This is a genomic window from Thalassospira profundimaris, assembly GCF_003326675.1.
In the GTDB taxonomy this organism is placed as follows: domain Bacteria; phylum Pseudomonadota; class Alphaproteobacteria; order Rhodospirillales; family Thalassospiraceae; genus Thalassospira; species Thalassospira aquimaris.
On sequence record NZ_JPWF01000003.1, the window covers coordinates 126,322 to 144,724 of the forward strand.

At 54.2% G+C, this 18,403-nt stretch carries 15 protein-coding genes; 6 read left to right on the forward strand and 9 right to left on the reverse strand.

All coding sequences use genetic code 11. From position 1 onward, the window contains the following. Positions 1-116: 116 nt before the first annotated feature. Positions 117-1,169 (forward strand): L-glyceraldehyde 3-phosphate reductase, encoded by a 1,053-nt coding sequence (gene mgrA, locus TH19_RS05470; protein WP_114101337.1) that lies wholly within the window; start codon positions 117-119, stop codon positions 1,167-1,169. A 75-nt stretch (positions 1,170-1,244) separates the two neighbouring features. On the opposite strand, the gene TH19_RS05475 is transcribed toward mgrA, so the two are convergent. Next, a complete protein-coding gene (locus TH19_RS05475) occupies positions 1,245-2,150 on the reverse strand; it encodes a LysR family transcriptional regulator (RefSeq protein WP_114101338.1) in 906 nt (301 codons plus the stop codon). 140 nt (positions 2,151-2,290) lie between these two features. Between TH19_RS05475 and TH19_RS05480 the strand changes: the two genes are divergently transcribed. Next, a complete protein-coding gene (locus tag TH19_RS05480; protein WP_258547836.1) occupies positions 2,291-3,298 on the forward strand; it encodes a DMT family transporter in 1,008 nt (335 codons plus the stop codon). 26 nt (positions 3,299-3,324) lie between these two features. Here TH19_RS05480 and TH19_RS05485 read toward each other — a convergent pair whose 3' ends face one another. The 8 genes from TH19_RS05485 to ftsA form a co-directional block, all read right to left on the reverse strand. Further along, the gene (locus TH19_RS05485) at positions 3,325-3,876 is read right to left on the reverse strand and encodes a thermonuclease family protein (protein WP_114101339.1); all 552 of its coding nucleotides are present in this window, start codon (positions 3,874-3,876) and stop codon (positions 3,325-3,327) included. An 8-nt stretch (positions 3,877-3,884) separates the two neighbouring features. After that, entirely contained in the window at positions 3,885-4,277 is a 393-nt protein-coding gene (locus tag TH19_RS05490) for a hypothetical protein (RefSeq protein WP_114101340.1), read from the reverse strand. Between the two features lie 31 nt (positions 4,278-4,308). Then, positions 4,309-6,408 carry an NAD-dependent DNA ligase LigA gene (ligA, locus tag TH19_RS05495; RefSeq protein ID WP_114101341.1) on the reverse strand — a complete coding sequence of 700 codons (2,100 nt, stop codon included), beginning with the start codon at positions 6,406-6,408 and terminating at the stop codon, positions 4,309-4,311. Positions 6,409-6,455: 47 nt separating this feature from the next. Continuing rightward, positions 6,456-8,126, reverse strand: coding sequence for a DNA repair protein RecN (recN, locus tag TH19_RS05500; RefSeq protein ID WP_114101342.1), 1,671 nt, complete (start codon positions 8,124-8,126; stop codon positions 6,456-6,458). Between the two features lie 260 nt (positions 8,127-8,386). Continuing rightward, positions 8,387-9,211: an outer membrane protein assembly factor BamD gene (locus TH19_RS05505; RefSeq protein ID WP_114101343.1), complete on the reverse strand. Its 825-nt coding sequence runs from the start codon at positions 9,209-9,211 to the stop codon at positions 8,387-8,389. 223 nt (positions 9,212-9,434) lie between these two features. Then, a complete protein-coding gene (lpxC, locus tag TH19_RS05510) occupies positions 9,435-10,403 on the reverse strand; it encodes a UDP-3-O-acyl-N-acetylglucosamine deacetylase (protein ID WP_114101344.1) in 969 nt (322 codons plus the stop codon). A 323-nt stretch (positions 10,404-10,726) separates the two neighbouring features. After that, positions 10,727-12,388, reverse strand: coding sequence for a cell division protein FtsZ (gene ftsZ / locus TH19_RS05515; RefSeq protein WP_114101345.1), 1,662 nt, complete (start codon positions 12,386-12,388; stop codon positions 10,727-10,729). Between the two features lie 232 nt (positions 12,389-12,620). Continuing rightward, positions 12,621-13,871, reverse strand: a complete 1,251-nt coding sequence (gene ftsA / locus TH19_RS05520) for a cell division protein FtsA (protein WP_114101346.1) — start codon at positions 13,869-13,871, stop codon at positions 12,621-12,623. Between the two features lie 301 nt (positions 13,872-14,172). Between ftsA and TH19_RS05525 the strand changes: the two genes are divergently transcribed. The 4 genes from TH19_RS05525 to TH19_RS05540 all read left to right on the forward strand — a co-directional run bounded on the left by TH19_RS05525 (position 14,173) and on the right by TH19_RS05540 (position 18,403). Next, the gene (locus TH19_RS05525; RefSeq protein ID WP_114101347.1) at positions 14,173-15,432 is read left to right on the forward strand and encodes an ABC transporter substrate-binding protein; all 1,260 of its coding nucleotides are present in this window, start codon (positions 14,173-14,175) and stop codon (positions 15,430-15,432) included. A gap of 71 nt (positions 15,433-15,503) precedes the next feature. Next, positions 15,504-16,397, forward strand: a complete 894-nt coding sequence (locus TH19_RS05530; protein WP_114101348.1) for a carbohydrate ABC transporter permease — start codon at positions 15,504-15,506, stop codon at positions 16,395-16,397. Continuing rightward, positions 16,397-17,275: a carbohydrate ABC transporter permease gene (locus tag TH19_RS05535; RefSeq protein WP_114101349.1), complete on the forward strand. Its 879-nt coding sequence runs from the start codon at positions 16,397-16,399 to the stop codon at positions 17,273-17,275. The genes TH19_RS05530 and TH19_RS05535 overlap by 1 nt, the downstream gene beginning before the upstream one ends. A gap of 30 nt (positions 17,276-17,305) precedes the next feature. Further along, complete coding sequence (locus TH19_RS05540; RefSeq protein ID WP_114101350.1) at positions 17,306-18,403, forward strand: ABC transporter ATP-binding protein; 1,098 nt, start codon at positions 17,306-17,308, stop codon at positions 18,401-18,403.

Sequence of the window (18,403 nt, forward strand, 5' to 3'; positions counted from 1 at the left end):
GAAGCGGCTTTTGCGTTATCGGGAACTGACAAGCGTGATTTTATGCCGTAATAAAGGTGCATTGGATCGATTCAAAAAGGCGGAATACAAACCGCTTCTGATAACTGGAGGAAGACATGGCTGAAGTCGAAGCGCAGTGGATGGCAAACCCCAACCGCTATGACGATGAGACCTGGAACCGCTGTGGAAATAGCGGCCTGATGTTGCCGAAAATCACCTTGGGCCTATGGCAGAACTTTGGTGGCGTTGATGTTTATGAAACCCAGCGTGCGATGATCCGCCGCGCCTTTGATCGTGGTGTGTTTCATTTTGATCTGGCCAACAACTATGGCCCGCCCCCCGGTTCGGCCGAAGAAAACTTTGGCAAGGTTCTGAGCCAGGATCTTGGTAAACATCGTGACGAGCTGATCATTTCGACCAAGGCGGGCTATCGCATGTGGCCGGGCCCGTTTGGCGAATGGGGTTCACGCAAATATCTGATTTCCAGTCTGGACCAAAGCCTTAAGCGGATGGGACTGGATTATGTCGATATCTTCTATTCCCATCGCGTTGATCCCAACACACCGCTTGCCGAAACCATGGGCGCACTTGATCAGATCGTGCGTTCGGGCAAGGCGCTTTATGTCGGTATTTCATCCTATTCGCCGGAAATGACCCGTAAGGCACATGCGATCCTTAAGGACCTTGGCACGCCCTGCGTTATTCATCAGCCATCCTATTCGATGATGAACCGCTGGGTCGAAGGCGGCTTGCTTGATACGCTTTCCGACCTTGGTATGGGCTGCATTGCGTTTTCGCCGCTGGCACAGGGACTTTTGACCAACAAGTATCTCAATGGTGTTCCGGCTGAATCCCGTGCCGCCCTTGAGGGGTCGTTCCAGAAGGGCATGTTGTCGGACGAAAACCTTGATCGCGTTCGTGCGCTGAATGAAATTGCCAAACGCCGTGGTCAGACCCTGGCGCAGATGGCAATCGCTTGGGTGCTGCGTCGTCCGGAAATTACGTCGGCCCTGATCGGTGCGCGTCACGTACAGCAGTTGGATAACAGCCTTGATGCACTTAATAACCTTGAATTCAGTGCAGAAGAGCTGGCCGAGATTGACAAATATGCTGCTGATGGTGGTTTGAACCTTTGGCAGAAGTCATCGGACAGCAACGCGCCAGCCTGATCATCCGTTGACGTTATCTGAATTTCAAAGCCCTGATCGCCGATGCGGTCGGGGCTTTGTTGTATTCGGGGTGCATTACCTTTCTGCCATCGGCATGGTGCCAGCCAGATCGCGCAAGGTATCGACAACGGCCTTTGCCCCGGTGCTGAGCGGACGGTCATGCAACCATGACAGCATGACTTTGCGCGACAGTTCGGGATTTATGATCCGCCGGGCCTTAAGCCGCCCGGTTGACAGTTCCATGACCAGCGAGCTGCGCGGTAATACCGTGTGCCCGACATTGCGATGAACAAGGTCAACAAGAACACGAAGTGCATCGGCCTCGACCACCGGGGTCAGGGGGCGACCGGCGCGAAAGGCGGCTTCCTGCATCTTGGCGCGCAGGCCATGTTTGTTGGTTGGCATGATCAGGGGCAGGGACAGAACATCTTCATAGGCAATCTCGGTTTCCTGTTCACCAACCTGTGACGGGTGCGAGATCAGAAAAAGGTCTTCACGCCAAAGCGGTTCGGCATGCAGGCTGCGCGAAATCATGCCGTCATGTAAAATCCCGATATCCAACCGCCCCGAAAGCAGACCTTCCTGAACGTCCCCGGTCAGGTCTTCGGCAACCGAGATATTCAGATCGGGATAATGATCACGCAGACGTTCGATCAAGGCACCGGTAATCACGATCCCTGCACTGGGCGGCACCCCGACATGAACATGGCCAGTGACCTTGTTGCTGCGGGCTGTCAGGTCGGCCTCGAGCCGGGCAAGATCGGACAGGATAACGCGCGCGCGTTCGGCCAGCATCTGTCCGGCTTCGGTCAGTTTGACCCCGCGGCCGGTCCGTTCAAGCAACTTGGTATCAAGCGTTTCTTCAAGCAGGTTAAGCTGGCGGCTCAAAGCCGGTTGTGACAGGTTCAACCGTTCTGCTGCCCGCGAAAGGCTTCCCAATTCGGCAATATGAACGAAACTTCTAAGCTGCTTGATATCCATGGAAGGCTGTCCTGATTGCGCCAAAGGCAGTGCATATCTCCAAGATATAGCCAAAGCTGATATCTGATAGCAATTAATTCGATTTGTATAATGACAGAGCACGGGTAACACTGAACGCCGAGAGAGGATCGGAGACCCCCATGTCATCACAGCCCCACGCTGATCGCGCGACATCATCTGTCGCGGACCAATCGTCAAATATTGCCGCCAAAAATCCTGAAAAACTGATGGGTTCTGCCCTGACGGTTGTTTTGCTGTCGACCCTTGCCTTTGCCATGAAGGGGTTGCTGGCAAAATTCGTCTATGCCACCGGAATGACCGTTGACGGGTTGTTGTTGCTGCGTTTTCTGTTTGCGATGCCGTTCTTTTGGCTGGGCGTTTATCTGTTTGGCAAAAAGCGTCCCGGCGACCGCAAGATGAAGCCGACGGATTTGTTGTGGGGTGCATTGTTCGGTGGATTGTTTTTTGCCGCAGCCCTGTTTGACTTTACCGCTGTCTCTCTGATTGATGTCACCGTTTCGCGGATTGTCCTGTTTACGTTCCCGGCAATCGTCATGATTCTTGAAATATTGCACAAACGACGCTTGCCACCGATCCGGCAGGTGGTTTGCTTTGTGATGACATATATCGGTTTGATGCTGGTTCTTGCGCCGAACGGGTTTGATATGGTGTCGGGTAATTTGTGGTATGGGGCGGCCTGGGCGTTCGGGTCTGCTTTGATTTATGCCTGCTATCTTTATTTCGGGCAGGGGATGATCAAAACCATCGGGTCGATGCATTTTGCCGCACTCATCAACACCATGGCGGGGCTTTCGATGGTTCTTTATGAACTGGTTGTTCAGAAGCCGTTGAACCTTAATCTCGATGGTGTTTTGTGGACGGCGGGGATTTCGATCTTTTGCACCGTAATCCCGTTCTTCCTGCTTTATGAAGGCATCCGGCGCATCGGGGCGACACAGGCATCTTTGATTTCGTTATCAGGTCCTGCCATGACGTTCTTTGCTGCCTGGCTGTTGCTTGGCGAAATTCTGACAATCCCGCAGTTGGTTGGGTTTGCGGTTGTGATACTTGGTGTCGCGTCCCTGAAAAACAGTTTTAGTCTGGCTGGACTGGGACGGTTATTGGCGCGCCCGTTCGCCAGATCGTAAGGTGATGGAAATCCTTGGCAGCGTGATCAGTTCTCGCGCTGCCAACGGCGGACTTCGGTTTCATGTTCGGGAAGTCGTTCGCCACGTCGCCATTTAAGCGGATCAATAAACTGACCCGCCCACACGCCTGTTCTGCTTTGTTTCGCGCGGCTCTCAACTGTGCCATATTCCGGCATCTGGTCTGTCCGGGCCACGGCCAAACCGCGCGCAATCAGGCTTTGCCCGATATCAACACCATTGGCATTGCGACATACCGCCATATTGCGGTGATAGCGGCTTTTACCGCGGACTTCGCAGGTGATTGGTGTCGCAACCAAAAGGTTGGTGGTGATTTGCCAGGCTTCAGCACCACAGGCCGTGCTTTGACCATTGATCAGACATTTCTGGAAGCGGTTCATGGCATCCGCCCCCCAAAGATCAATGCGTTTGAAGCCGAATTCAAGAGTATCGGCATCAATGGCCCGTGCCGGACCCGAAAGTCTTTCATAATCCGGATCGGCTTTGGCAAGACCCGGCGCGCTTGTCAAAAGCAGTGCCGCACAGATCATCCAGATTGGTCGAGAAAATCGGTAGGCCATCACGGACCTCAATACAGGTCGCTATATCGGATTTCATCAAGTTGGGCGAAAACGATTTTCCATTTCTCATCCTGCTTAAGCAGGGCAAAGGCATAATCGCAATCAAAGATCAGGTTGTTTTCCGAATTGCCAAAGCGGAAGGAAACGATTGCGCGCGCGCCACCCGGAAGGGATGAATGCTGTTCGACAACCATCGACTTTGCCATTGCCAGATCGGCATTCCGCAATTCTTCAAAGAATGACTGATGATATGTGTGCAGATCACCAGATTGACCAATCGCGTGGACACCAGACAGGTCGTTGATCAGACAGGGAAAGTGGAAAAACTCGTCAAGCACGTCTTCTTCAAGCTTGAGATGGGCATCAACATAGCGGCGAAAAAAACTTCCTAGATCTTCCATCGGCACACATTCCCTTGGTCATGTTCCGCACTTATTCGGCGGCAATCAGATCGAGCCAGCCTTGTTCATCAAGAACTGTAACACCTAATTCTTCTGCTTTCTTCAATTTGGAGCCTGCACCCGGTCCTGCAACAAGATAATCGGTTTTGGCCGAAACAGAACCCGCTACTTTAGCCCCAAGGCTTTCGGCTTTGACCTTGGCCTCGTTACGTGAAAACAATTCAAGCTTGCCGGTAAAGACAACCGTCTTGCCGCTGACCGGACTGTCGGACACGCTTGGCGCTTCGACGTCCGTGATGGTCAGGACTTCCTGCAAATCATCAAGAACCGCAAGATTGTGGTCCTCGGCCATGAATTCGATCAGGTCCTTGGCAACACCCGGTCCGATCTGATCGATATTGATCAGTTCACGCAAGGCATCACTATCAGCTTGATTGGCGTTAATTATGGCACTGCGCCATTCGGTTACCGAACCATAATGGCGGGCCAGAAGTTTGGCAGTTGCCTGACCGATCTGACGAATGCCAAGGGCATAGATAAACCGGTCAAGGCCGATGGTTCTGCGTTCGTTTATGCCGTCAAACAGCTTGGTGGCGGATTTGTCGCCCCAACCTTCAAGCTTTCTGATCGCTTCGTTGTGATCGGTTTCAAGCCGGAAGATATCGCCCGGTGATTTGACCCAGCCAAGTTCAAAGAAGGCTTCGATATTTTTCGCACCCATGCCATCGATATCAAAGGCATTGCGTGACACAAAATGTTTAAGTCGCTCAACCGCCTGTGCCGGGCAAATCAGACCGCCGGTGCAGCGCGTGACGGCTTCGCCTTCTTCGCGCATGGCATGGCTGTGGCATTTCGGGCATTCATCTGGGAATTGATATTCCTCGGTGCCTTCGGGGCGTTCATCAAGAATAACCTCGACCACCTGCGGGATCACATCGCCGGCACGCTGGATGACCACCATGTCGCCAACCCGAACACCAAGACGTTCGATCTCGTCGCGGTTATGCAGGGTGGCGTTTGACACAACAACGCCGCCAACCGTGACCGGTTCAAGTCGGGCGACCGGGGTCAGCGCGCCAGTACGGCCAACCTGGATGTCAATGGCATTCAGGCGGGTGCGGGCCTGTTCAGCCGGGAACTTGTGGGCAATGGCCCAGCGTGGCGAACGGCTGACAAAGCCAAGACGCAGCTGAAGTTCAAAGTCATTGACCTTATAGACAATGCCATCAATGTCGTAATCAAGATCCGGGCGCTGGTTACCGAGTTCGTCATAAAACGTCATGATGTCATCAGCATCATTCAAACGCCTGGTCAGCGGGTTAATGACGAAACCCCAACCATCAACCTTTTGCAGGAAATCCCATTGAGTTTGGGCCAGACTTTCGGACAATTCGCCAAAGCTGTAGGCAAAGAAACGAAGCGGGCGTTTCGCACTGATTGACGGGTCAAGCTGGCGCAAGGACCCGGCGGCGGCATTACGCGGATTGGCAAATGTCTTGCCGCCGGTTTCGGCCTGGGTTTCGTTCAGTTTATGGAAGGCGGAACGCGCCATATAAACCTCGCCGCGAATTTCGACCACGTCGGGCGCATCGTCGGGCAGGGTTTTGGGAATGTCATCAATATGGGCGACATTGGCGGTAACGTCTTCACCTTCGGCCCCGTCGCCTCGGGTGGCGGCAGTAACAAGTTTGCGGCCTTCGTAGCGTAGCGACAGCGACAGGCCATCAATCTTTGGTTCGCCAACGACCTCGACCGGGCTATGTGCCGTCAGGTTCAGGAAACGGCGAATACGGGCCAGAAAATCGACGATGTCTTCGCGGGAAAACGCATTGCCAAGCGACAGCATCGGGCGCGCATGTTTGACCTTGGTAAAGCCTTCGGCCGGGGCAGCCCCCACTTCCTGTGTCGGGCTGTTTTTCTTTAGGGTCGGATAGTGCGATTCAAGTTCGATCAGACGGTTGAACAGCGCGTCGTATTCCGCATCAGGTACCAGCGGTTCGTCATTCACATAATAGGCTTCGTTAAAGGAACGAATGCGTTCGGAAATTTCCGCATGCTGTTTGCGTGCCTCGGTGCTTGTCGCAGGCATTTCCGGAAGGCTGGACGTGTTTGACGCATGTTCGGCGTTCATATTCTTTTTGTTCCGTATTCGAAGTTTGGTGGCGTAAACGCCGGATGTTAATTCGGTTGTTCAAGCAGGCTGTCAGCCGCCGCACGGGCCTCGGCCGTGACGGAATGTCCGGCCAGCATACGTGCAATTTCTTCTCGCCGCGCACCATCAACCAGTGGATCGACCCGCGTGACCATGGTGCCGTCTGTTTCGCGTTTGGCAATATAGAAATGCGTGCGTCCGCGTGCCGCAACCTGCGGGCTGTGGGTAATCACCAGAATCTGGCGTTCCTTTGCCAAAAGGTGCAAACGCTGTCCGATGGCGGCTGCAGTAGCACCACCAACGCCGCTGTCAACTTCGTCAAAGACAAGGCTGGGAACGGCTGATACACGCGCCAGAACGACTTTCAGCGCCAGTAGGAAGCGGGAAAGCTCGCCACCTGATGCGATCTTGTTCAGGGCACCGGGAGGACTTCCGGGGTTGGTGGCAACGGTGAATTGCACCCGGTCTATACCGTCAATGCCCCATTCATTTTCCTCGACCTCGGCGATGTCGGTAACAAAACGGGCTTTTTCCATGCGAAGCGGTGGCAGTTCTGCATTGATCGCACCGTCAAGCTTGGCCGCGGCCTCGCGGCGTGCGGCATGCAGTTTCTGACCGGCCTCAATATACGCCTTGCGGTATTCGCTGACGGCGGCGGTCAGTCGCGACAGTTCTTTTTCGCCAAATTCCAGTTGATCGATCTGCGATCTGAAATCCTTCATCATGGCATTCAGGCCATCGACCGGCACATTGTATTTGCGTGCCGCCGCCCGCAGGGCAAAAAGCCGTTCTTCAACGGTTTCCTGGTGGCCAGTATCGACATTCAGATCAGCAAGGGTTGCCGAAATTGCCCGGTTGGCTTCTTCAAGTTCGATGGCAGCGCGATCAAGGGCTTCGATGATCGGTTCAAACCGGCCATCGGCCTTTTCAAGTTCGCGTTCAAGGCAACGTTGCGCACCACGAAGCGCGCTTTCCGCGCCCTTGCCACGTGAAAGCTCATTACCGGCGTCATTCAATGCGGCAACCAGCTTTTCGCCATGCATCAGGAATTGGCGTTCTTCGGCAAGACGTTCTTCCTCGCCTTCTTCCGGGCCCAGTTTTTCCAGTTCGTCAACCGCATGACGCAGCCATTCTTCTTCTTCGCGGGCCTTGTCGATCCGCGCACGTGCCGCGTTCAGTTCCTTTTGGGTTTCTCGCCAGGCGCGCCAATGATCGCGTACGGTCAGTGCCAGATGGCCAAGATTGCCGTGCGCATCAAGGGTGGCGCGATGGGTGGTCGGATCAAGCAGGCCGTGTTGATCAAACTGGCCCTGAATTTCCACGCAGTAATCGCCCACATCACGCAGCAAGCCGACGGAAACCGACTGATCATTGACATAGGCGCGCGACCGGCCATCTGCGGTCACAACACGGCGAACAACCAATTCTTCGCTATCAAGATCGATATCTTGCTCGGATAAGAGCCGGAAGACCGGGTGTCCCTGCGGCAGACTGAAGGTCGCCGTCACACTGCATTTGTCGCAGCCGTGGCGGACAAGGCCGCTATCGGCGCGTGCGCCCAGTGCAAGCCCCAGAGAATCAAGCAGAATGGATTTACCGGCACCGGTTTCACCCGTCAGGACACTAAGCCCGTCGTGGAAATCAAGATCCAGCTTGTCGATAAGGACTACGTTCCGAATGCTGAGGCGTCGAAGCATTTCTGGGTACTGATGTTGTTAACGGGGCAGCAGACAGTTTGGTCAAACATCTTTGCAATTTGCAGAGTGCCCAATACCGACCCGGCTTGCAAGTGTTGCAAGATCCCGCACATCATCAAAAACACGCATTCGGTACGGGCGGGTCAAAAGGGTTTTAAAACAGGACCTAATTACAGTTTGTTCCTGTTGTGTTCTATGGTTGATTGGTCCTGTTAGTCAAGTTAACCTGACAGGGATCACTGGTTGGAATGGCTTGAAAATCAGAACAGGTCGGTGATCGACTTGGTTGCCGAATCCCACCAGCTTTCCTCGGTACGGCTTGTACCGCCTTCGCCAACCAGAAGATCGTAGGATTCGCTGTAATATTCGCTGCCCGGGAAGTTATGGCCAAGCACGGCTGCCGTGCGCTTTGCTTCGCCTTCAAGACCAAGCGCCAAATAGCATTCCGTCAAACGTGCCAGTGCTTCGGGAACATGGGTCGTGGTCTGATATTTTTCGATAACCGATTTGAAACGGTTGATCGCAGCCAGAAATTCCTGGCGATCCTGATAGTAGCGGCCGACATTCATTTCCTTACCGGCAAGGTGATCGACCGTCAGGTCTTTTTTCAGCTTGGCGTCACGGGAATATTTGCTGTCAGGGAAGCGGCGAATGACGTCGTCCAGTGCTTCCATGGCATGCTGGGTCATTTGCTGATCGCGGCCGACGTCGGAAATCTGTTCGTAATAGGACAATGCCTTAAGATAATAGGCATAGGGCACATCCGGGTTCGCCGGATGCAGCGAGATGAAGCGATCAAGTGCGTTGATGGCGTCATCATATTTGTTGTCCTGATAATAGGAATAGGCCGCCATCAGGGTCGCCTTGGTCGCCCAGACCGAATAAGGGTGCTGGCGTTCAACTTCGTCAAAGGCCTCTGCGGCTTTCTGGTATTCCTTGGCATCAAGCAGGTCTTGCGCGCCGTTATACAGTTCGGAAACCGGACGTTCGATATATTCCGGTGCCTCATTGCTGGAGCAGGCAGCAAGCAAAATGGCCATGCCGCATGTTGCAATGATCTGTTTGGCGCGAACGGTACTAAGCACTGTGACCTATCCTTGAATTTTGTGACGCACTCACGGGAAAATCCGCCGGACTATATCATGCGAAGGGCGTGGTTGGGCAAGTAGTTGTGTCGCCAATCCGTGACTTTTATGCGCGACAGGGTTCGCGCCCATTTATCTTCGGTCCCAAACAGCAAAAATGGCGACCCGACGGGCCGCCATTTTCTTTGGGTTTTCTGTCTGCCATCGGCAGGGAAACGCGATCTCAGGCGGTTGCAAGAACCGGTGCCATCGCGCTGTGCAGGGCGGCTTTAGCCATCGGGACAATCTGATAGGCGGTCTCGTCTGCCAGCAGCGCCTGAAGCAGCAGGTTATTGACGTGGTGACCGGATTTATACGCGGTTACCTTGCCCTGAAGCTGCAAGCCGGCGGTATAAAGATCGCCCAGCGCATCAAGGATTTTGTGGCGAACGAATTCGTCTTCGTAACGCAGTCCTTCTTCGTTCATGACTTCATCGCCGGAAAGAACGACCGCATTGTCAAGCGAACCACCACGCGCCAGACCCGCTGCGCGCATGGCTTCAACTTCGTGAAGGAAGCCAAATGTACGTGCACGCGAGATGTCCGAAACGAAAACGCCGTCGTCGAACTTTACGCTCATACGCTGATTGGCGATGGCCTTGCTGGCAAAGTCGATTTCAAAATCAATTTCAAAACCGTGGCCCGGCTCAACGCGTGCGGTGCAGCCGTTATATTCAACTTCAACCGGTTTCAGGACTTCGATGACCTGACGCGGAGCACTCTGTTCTTCGATGCCAACGCAATCAATCAGGAAGTTGAACGGCGCGGAACTGCCATCCATAACCGGGACTTCATCGGCATCGATGTCGATCAGGACGTTATCAATGCGCGATCCGGCCAAGGCCGCCATCAGATGTTCGATGGTGCCGATCTTGATGCCCTTGGACGCATCGCCAAGGCAGGTGCACAAACGGGTATCGATCACAGCGTCATAACGTGCCGGAAACAGCGGCTGGTCTTCCAGATCCGTGCGGCGAAATACGATGCCATGATTAACCGGGGCAGGGTGCAGTGTGATGCGGATTTTGTGACCGGAATGCAGTCCGACGCCTGCACAGCCGATGGACGCTTTCAAAGTGCGTTGACGCACATAATGGTCACCGGCAACGCCTGTCTGCGCGATCGCAGCACTAAGGTCGGCAATGTTGTTCACAGGAACCCCCAAATCAGGTCAGTCAGGTTGTAATCAATCTTCGTCGAAGTCATTGGCAGGGTAATCACCCTTACTTCGTTAGCTTCAGACACTACAGAGGTTGTGACAATCACTCAAATCACTCTTTGTTACGCTTTGTAAATCATCGGAGGCGTAAATAAATATATTTAAAACAATATGTTAATCGGAGTTTTGATTTCTGTGAAACGGATGCGTGAAACATTTCTGTTCACATTTCCTGTTCCCGCACGTCATGTGTTTTGGTCCGGCTATAAAAAAAGGGAAGGCCCCAAGCCTTCCCTTTCTTCGCGCGGAGATCGTCGTCAGTTTGCCTGACGACGAAGGAAGGCCGGAATTTCAAGAAGGTCGTCAGACGCGCCCTGCGCCTTGCCCCGGGAAGCGGGCTCCTTCTTCATGACAGATGCACTGTCTTCGCCAAGCGACATTTCAGTCTGACGCGGTGCCGGTGCCTGCGGTTGCGAGACTTTCGGTTCTACGTGCTGATGCGGTTCCTTGACGGTCTTGTTCTTGCCAAACAGGCTGCTCAGAACCGAACGTGGCGAAGTCGCATTCTGGGCATCGGCCGCTTCGAAAACGTCCGGGCTGTGATTGACCTGTTCTGCTTCGGCAGGCGAAACCGCGCGCGGCGGAATGAATGCCATGTCGCCGTTGCTGTTGGCTTTTTCCATCGGCTGGGTCGCACGCAGAACCGGTTTCGGCTTCAGAACGGTCTGGCCGATTTCTATGGAACCGGTTTCCTGTGCTTCTGCACCGTGGCTCAGTTCCGGCTGCTGTGCACTGCCAGTTGCAGCAAAGCGTTCTGCCGGAATGTGATCGATCGATGCACCACCGTTATAGTCGCCTGCGGCTGCCGGGCTTGCCTGTTCTGCAACGCTGGCGGCTGCGTTCGCGGCACCGTGCTGACCAAAGGACGGCATGGCCGGCTTTTCCATCGGCTGGGCTGCTTTGGGCTGGGCAACCGAAACGGTGGTCGGCTGCGGACGACGCATTTCTTCGGCGTCGATGCCCGTGGCAACAACAGAAACGCGCAGCGCGCCCTCGATGGTCGGATCGAAGGTCGAACCAAAGATGATGTTGGCTTCGGAAGCAACTTCTTCGCGAATACGGTTCGCGGCTTCGTCAACTTCATAGAGTGCCATATCCATGCCGCCGGTGATGTTGATCAGGACAGCACGTGCGCCCTTCATCGAAGCATCTTCCAGAAGCGGATTTGCAATGGCGGCCTCGGCAGCTTCAAGCGCACGTTTCTCGCCGGTTGCTTCGCCGGTACCCATCATGGCTTTGCCCATCTCGCTCATGACGGTGCGGATATCGGCAAAGTCGAGGTTAACCAGGCCCGGAACCATCATAAGGTCGGTAATCGAACGCACACCGTTGCGCAGAACATCGTCAGCCATCTGGAAGGCATCTGCAAAGGTGGTTTTTTCGTTCGCGACCCGGAACAGATTCTGGTTCGGGATGATGATCAGGGTGTCAACATACTGCTGAAGCTGTTCAATACCCTGTTCGGCAGTACGCATACGGCGCGTACCTTCGAAATGGAACGGCTTGGTAACAACACCAACGGTCAGAATGCCAGCCTCTTTGGCGGCACGTGCGATGACCGGGGCGGCACCGGTACCCGTACCACCGCCCATACCGGCGGTGATGAATACCATGTGGCTGCCTTCAAGCTGTGCCTGAATATCTTCAATCGATTCTTCGGCGGCGGCACTACCAGCATCTGGACGTGCACCTGCACCAAGACCCTGGGTGATCTTGCGGCCAAGCTGCATTTTGCGCGTGGCTTTGCTTTGGGTCAGGGCCTGAGAATCGGTATTTGCGACGACAAAATCACATCCTTCAAGTTCGGATGCGATCATATTGTTAACGGCGTTGCCGCCGGCGCCGCCGACACCGATAACGGTGATCTTCGGCTTAAGGTTTTCTTCCGTTTCAGGAACGGAAAAATTAATAGTGCTCATTGTTTGCTCTTCCTCTCCGCGCTTTAGAGCTTAAAGATCACACAAGCCTTCCCTTTGCCTGTGCGTGCCAGACATGCTTCGGGCACAAAGACCTCCGAGTCCGTTTTAGCGGGCAAAGAGTTATTGGCTTGTTAATGCGCGTAGAAGTTTTCGAAAAAAGACGGAAAAAAATGCATGAATTTTTCGAAGTCGCAGATTCCCGCCCGTCCTGGCATGGTTTCCGGCAAGGAAACTAGAAGTTTTCCTTAAACCACGCCCCAAGACGACCCCAACGACCACCTGATTGGTGAATCGATGCCATGGCTTCGCTAAGGGGATCATTCTGTTGTTCGACTGCACGCAACAGCAACCCTGCACAGGCCGAGAATGCCGGGCCGGCGGTGGCTTCGGCAAGGCCTGTGACCCCGTGTGGCTGGGCGATGGTAGCCGGGCGCTCAAACATCTGATTGGCCAGATCGGCGATCGCGTTAAGCTGGCTGGCACCGCCGGTCAGAACGATGCTGCGTCCGCCAATCTGGGTCAGGCCATGTTCTTCGAGCTGGTCGCGAATCAACTCAAAGGTTTCCTCCAGACGTGGCTTGATGATGTTGATCAGCATCGAACGCGGCACATGGTTGAAGTTGTTTTCGTCCTCGTCTCCGATGATCGGAACCGCAAGGATTTCCTGATCGTCCGAGGGCGAAGTCAGCGCACTGCCATGCAGGGTTTTCATGCGTTCGGCATGATTAAGCGACGTGTTCAGCCCATAGGCAATGTCGCGGGTCACATGTGCACCACCGACGGGAATCGACGCGGTATAGATCACTTGGCCACCGTTGAAGACGGCAACACTGGTTGTCCCGGCACCCATGTCAATCACAGTCGCACCAAGATCGCGCTGATCCGGGGTCAGGGCCGAAAGGCCCGACGCCAGCGGGGTGACAACGGTTTCTTCAATCGCAAGATGGCAGCGGCCAAGCAACGTATCAAGGTTACGCAGCGGCGCTGTCTGGGTGCGCACGAAATGCAGATCAAGACCGAGGGTTGATCCATACATGCCGCGCGGGTCATTCATCGAGCTGGCACCATCAAGGCGGAAGCCAAGCGGCACCGTATGGATCAGCTCATCACCCGCCTGACGCAGCAGGGCTTCTTTCTGATCGTTAAGCTTGCGGATTTCGAGATTGCCGATCGGGCGCGACCCCAGTGGCAATTCGACCGTATGGGTTTCCGATTCCGGACGTCCGCCAGACAGGTTGACGATAACCGATTCAATCGTGTGTCCTGCCATCTTTTCCGCAGCATTCACCGCGGCGAGCACAACTTCCTGTGCCGCATCAAGATTTGCAATCGATCCGCTTTGCAGCCCTTTGGACATGTTGTGTCCGATGCCGATAATTTTCGGCGGCTGGTCCTTTTCGCGTCGCGCAATGAAACAGCAGACCTTGGACGTTCCAATGTCCAAAGCCGCAATCAATCCTGATCTGGTTTTGCCGCGTGCCACTTGGTTGCTCTAATTATTCTAAAGTTATTGGAGGGAGGCGTACCTTCCCTACCTTATTAAGCCCGTTTTCCACCAAAAGCGGTTGCAATTTGGTTAAGGCAGGACCGAGTCTTCTGCATGACGGGGTTCTTTTACCTGAAATTGCTGTTTTTGCGATGCGATATTGTCAATTGCTCAACCAAAGGTTTTTCCTGCGCTAATCCTTTTGCTGTACTGCAACGTTACAGGTCCAGCTTGACACTCAACTGTAACGTTGCAGTAATCAAGCGCCGAAACAATAACCGTACAGGGAGGAAGCAAAATGTTTCTTGGCAAAATGACACGTGCCGGGCTTGGCATGATCGCGGCACTTGGTCTTTCCACCAGCATCGCATCCGCGCAGGAAAGTGTTGAAGTTCTGCATTGGTGGACCGCCGGTGGCGAGGCAAAGGCGCTTCAGGTTCTTAAAAAGGATCTCGAAGGGCAGGGCGTTTCTTGGAATGACATGCCGGTCGCGGGCGGTGGCGGCGAACAGGCTATGACTGTTCTGCGTGCCCGTGTAACGTCGGGCAACGCCCCGACGGCTGTTCAGATGCTTGGTTTCGATATCAAGGATTGGGCGGGTGAAGGCGTTCTTGGCAACCTTGATGAACTTGCCGCCAAGGAAGGTTGGGACGCGGTTGTTCCTGATGCGCTTAAAGGTTTTTCGAAATATGACGGCCACTGGATTGCTGCACCGGTTAACGTGCACTCGACCAACTGGGTCTGGGCCAACAAGGCAATCTTTGACGAGCTTGGCCTGAAACAGCCGGGCAGCTGGGATGAACTGATTGCAGCCCTCGACAAGATCAAGGCGGCTGGCTACACCGCTGTTGCCCATGGTGGTCAGGCCTGGCAGGACGCGACCATCTTTGATGCCGTTGTAATGGCAACCGGTGGTCCGGACTTCTATCAGGCATCAATGATCGATACCGACCCGGATGCACTTGGTTCGGATACCATGAAAACCGTGTTTGAACGTATGGCCACATTGCGCGGCTATGTGGATGACAATTTCTCTGGTCGTGACTGGAACCTTGCAACCGCGATGGTGATCAACAAGGAAGCCGGTGTGCAGTTCATGGGCGACTGGGCGAAGGGTGAATTCCTGAATGCAGGCAAGGTGCCCGATCAGGACTTCCTGTGCTTCCGCTTCCCGGGAACGCAGGATGCGGTGACGTTTAACTCTGACCAGTTCGTCATGTTCAAGGTCGGTGAAGACCGTCAGGACGCACAGATGAAACTGGCATCGGCTGTCATGTCGCCAAGCTTCCAGTCGGCGTTCAACGTGGTCAAGGGGTCCGTTCCTGCACGTACCGACGTTCCCAATGATGCCTTTGATGCCTGTGGTAAAAAGGGCATGGCCGAACTGGCTGCTGCTAACAAAAAAGGCACCCTGTTTGGATCAATGGCCCATGGTCACGCGGTTCCAGCCGGTGTCAAAAACGCCATGTATGACGTGATCACTGCCCACTTCAATGGCGAGTACGATGCCGCAACCGCGGTCGAAGAGCTCGTCAATGCAGTTGAATCTGCGCAGTAAAAACAAAAATGATCTTCGGCGGTCGGGGTTCCGGCCGCCGAACCGAATTGCGGAAGTGCGGAGCATCGTCAATGCAACACTCACTGCCCGGTAAGGCAGAAGCCACCCTGCGGGAAATTCTTCCGCGGCTGGTGCTGAGCCCCAGTCTGTTTTTAATCCTGTTATTTGTTTACGGTTTCATCCTTTACACCGGTTATCTGTCCCTGACCGACAGCCGGATGTTGCCATCCTATGATTTGCAGGGGCTTGAGAATTATGCCCGCCTGTGGGGGCAGCGAAACTGGATCACAGCCCTTCAGAACCTTGCGATTTTTGGCATTCTTTACATTCTGATTTGTTCGTTGCTTGGACTTGTCCTTGCAATTTTCCTTGATCAGAAAATTCGGGGAGAGGGCATTTTACGCCCGATCTATCTCTATCCGATGGCGCTGTCCTTCATCGTGACCGGAACAGCCTGGAAGTGGTTCCTCGATCCGGGTCTTGGTCTTGAAAACACCATGCATCTTTGGGGATGGGAAAGCTTCAGCTTTGACTGGATCAAGGATCGCAATATGGCGATCTATACCGTGGTGATTGCCGCGGTTTGGCAGTCATCGGGCTTTGTAATGGCCATGTTTCTTGCCGGTTTGCGCGGGATTGATAGTGAAATCCTTAAAGCCGCGCAGATGGACGGGGCCGGTCGATGGAGCCTTTATACAAGGATCATGATTCCGCAATTGCGTCCGGTATTTCTGTCGGCCTTTGTCGTGTTGGCCCACCTTGCGATCAAGGCCTATGACCTTGTCATTGCCCTGACCAATGGCGGGCCGGGGCGGGCGACCGAGCTTCCCGCGACGTTCATGTATTCCTATACCTTTACCCGCAACCAGATGGGGGTTGGTGCATCGTCCGCGGTCATCATGCTGGCGATGATCGCATCGATTATCGTGCCGTACCTTTATGCTGAACTCAGGGAGCGCCGGTAATGTCCCATTCTTCGCAACCTGCGTTTTCAAGTGGCCGATTGTTGCGTGCCTGCCTTTATGCCGTGCTGATCCTGTTTGCGGTTTACTATTTGTTGCCGCTGTTTGTGATGTTAGTGAATTCCGTCAAAACGCTTGATGAAATTCGCGGCGGCAACATGATGTCGTTACCCAAGAATTTCACGTTTGAACCTTGGCTGACCGCCTGGTCGAGTGCCCAGATCGGGGTCGAACCGACGGGGTTAAGTCCCTATTTCATCAACAGCATTCTGATGGTCGTGCCGGCGGTAACAATTTCGACCTTCCTTGGGGCATTGAATGGCTATGTGCTGACCAAATGGCGTTTTCCGGGCGACAAGGTTGTGTTCGGATTGATGTTGTTTGCCTGCTTTATCCCGTTCCAGATTGTTTTGATCCCGATGGCGCGTGTGTTGGGCGCCATTGGCCTTGCCGGTACAACAAGCGGACTGGTTCTGGTGCATGTGGTTTACGGGCTTGGCTTTACCACGCTGTTTTTCCGCAACTATTACGCGGCCTTTCCGGACGAGTTGATCAAGGCTGCCAAAATGGACGGTGCCGGGTTCTGGCGAACCTTTACCCGCATTCTGTTGCCAAGTTCTGGGCCGATCATCGTCGTGACTGTGATCTGGCAGTTCACCAATATCTGGAATGACTTCCTGTTTGGTGCGTCCTTTGCCGACTTTGATTCCATGCCGATGACCGTTGCGCTGAACAACCTTGTGTCATCATCGACCGGGGTCAAGGAATACAACGTTCACTTTGCCGGTGCGGTACTTGCCGCCTTGCCGACCCTGATCGTCTATGTCGTTTCGGGCCGCTATTTCGTACGCGGACTGATGGCAGGCGCGGTCAAGGGTTAGGCCAAAAACAGAAAATTCAGGGGAATATCCATGTCATTTCTTCAGATCGACAAGGTATGCAAAAGCTTCGGCCCGATAAATGTCCTGCGCGACATTTCAATCGATGTTGAGGAAGGCGGATTTCTGGTGCTGGTGGGCCCGTCGGGCTGTGGCAAGTCGACCTTGCTTAATACCATCGCGGGACTGGAAAAGCTGACCACCGGGGAAATCCGTATCGAAGGCAATGTGATTGATGATCTGGCACCCGCAGATCGTAACATCGCCATGGTGTTTCAAAGCTATGCGCTTTATCCGAATATGAATGTCGGACAGAACATCTCCTTTGGGCTTGAAATGCGCGGCATGCCAAAGGAAGAACGCGACGCCAAGGTCGCCGAAGTCGCCAAGACGCTTCAGATCGAACATCTTCTGGATCGCAAACCCGGTCAGCTTTCCGGCGGGCAGCGCCAGCGCGTAGCCATGGGGCGCGCCCTGGTGCGTAATCCGAAACTGTTCCTGTTTGACGAGCCGCTATCAAACCTTGATGCCAAATTGCGCGTGGATATGCGGACCGAGATCAAGCGTATGCATCAGACTTTTGGCAGCACCATTGTCTATGTCACTCATGACCAGATCGAGGCCATGACACTGGGCACGCGCATTGCGGTTCTAAAGGATGGCATCGTCCAGCAATATGGAACGCCTGCGGAAATCTATAACGATCCCAGCAACATGTTCGTTGCAGATTTCATGGGCAGTCCGGCCATGAACCTGATCCCGGCAACGGTTAATGGCAATAGGGTTGAAATGACGCGGGCCGATGGTGCCCCCTTGGTGCTGTCCTTTGATAAGCTGCCTGCAACGGTTAGTGCGCGTAATGGCAAAGAGGTCATGGTGGGTATCCGGCCTGAGGCCATCACGGATGCCGCCGGACGCGGTGGGGATAAATGCATTCAGGCAGCATGCCGCATTGATGTGGTCGAACCGGCCGGGGCGGACATTTATGCGATTACGGTTCTGGGCGGTAAGGAAGTGGTGACCCGTCTGCATCAGGATTGGCCGGGCATGGCAAACCAGTCTGCCGAATTGCTTTTCAATCTTGAAAAGATTGTGTTTTTTGATCCACAAAGTGGCGAACGGTTGCGTTAA

What these genes read in the sequence shown, in the direction of transcription:
- ftsZ (WP_114101345.1), bottom strand. Translation starts at nt 12,388, where the DNA reads ATGAGCACTATTAATTTTTCCGTTCCTGAAACGGAAGAAAACCTTAAG.
- mgrA (WP_114101337.1), top strand. Translation starts at nt 117, where the DNA reads ATGGCTGAAGTCGAAGCGCAGTGGATGGCAAACCCCAACCGCTATGAC.
- recN (WP_114101342.1), bottom strand. Translation starts at nt 8,126, where the DNA reads ATGCTTCGACGCCTCAGCATTCGGAACGTAGTCCTTATCGACAAGCTG.
- TH19_RS05475 (WP_114101338.1), bottom strand. Translation starts at nt 2,150, where the DNA reads ATGGATATCAAGCAGCTTAGAAGTTTCGTTCATATTGCCGAATTGGGA.
- TH19_RS05490 (WP_114101340.1), bottom strand. Translation starts at nt 4,277, where the DNA reads ATGGAAGATCTAGGAAGTTTTTTTCGCCGCTATGTTGATGCCCATCTC.
- TH19_RS05480 (WP_258547836.1), top strand. Translation starts at nt 2,291, where the DNA reads ATGTCATCACAGCCCCACGCTGATCGCGCGACATCATCTGTCGCGGAC.
- TH19_RS05485 (WP_114101339.1), bottom strand. Translation starts at nt 3,876, where the DNA reads ATGGCCTACCGATTTTCTCGACCAATCTGGATGATCTGTGCGGCACTG.
- TH19_RS05540 (WP_114101350.1), top strand. Translation starts at nt 17,306, where the DNA reads ATGTCATTTCTTCAGATCGACAAGGTATGCAAAAGCTTCGGCCCGATA.
- TH19_RS05535 (WP_114101349.1), top strand. Translation starts at nt 16,397, where the DNA reads ATGTCCCATTCTTCGCAACCTGCGTTTTCAAGTGGCCGATTGTTGCGT.
- TH19_RS05530 (WP_114101348.1), top strand. Translation starts at nt 15,504, where the DNA reads ATGCAACACTCACTGCCCGGTAAGGCAGAAGCCACCCTGCGGGAAATT.
- TH19_RS05525 (WP_114101347.1), top strand. Translation starts at nt 14,173, where the DNA reads ATGTTTCTTGGCAAAATGACACGTGCCGGGCTTGGCATGATCGCGGCA.
- ligA (WP_114101341.1), bottom strand. Translation starts at nt 6,408, where the DNA reads ATGAACGCCGAACATGCGTCAAACACGTCCAGCCTTCCGGAAATGCCT.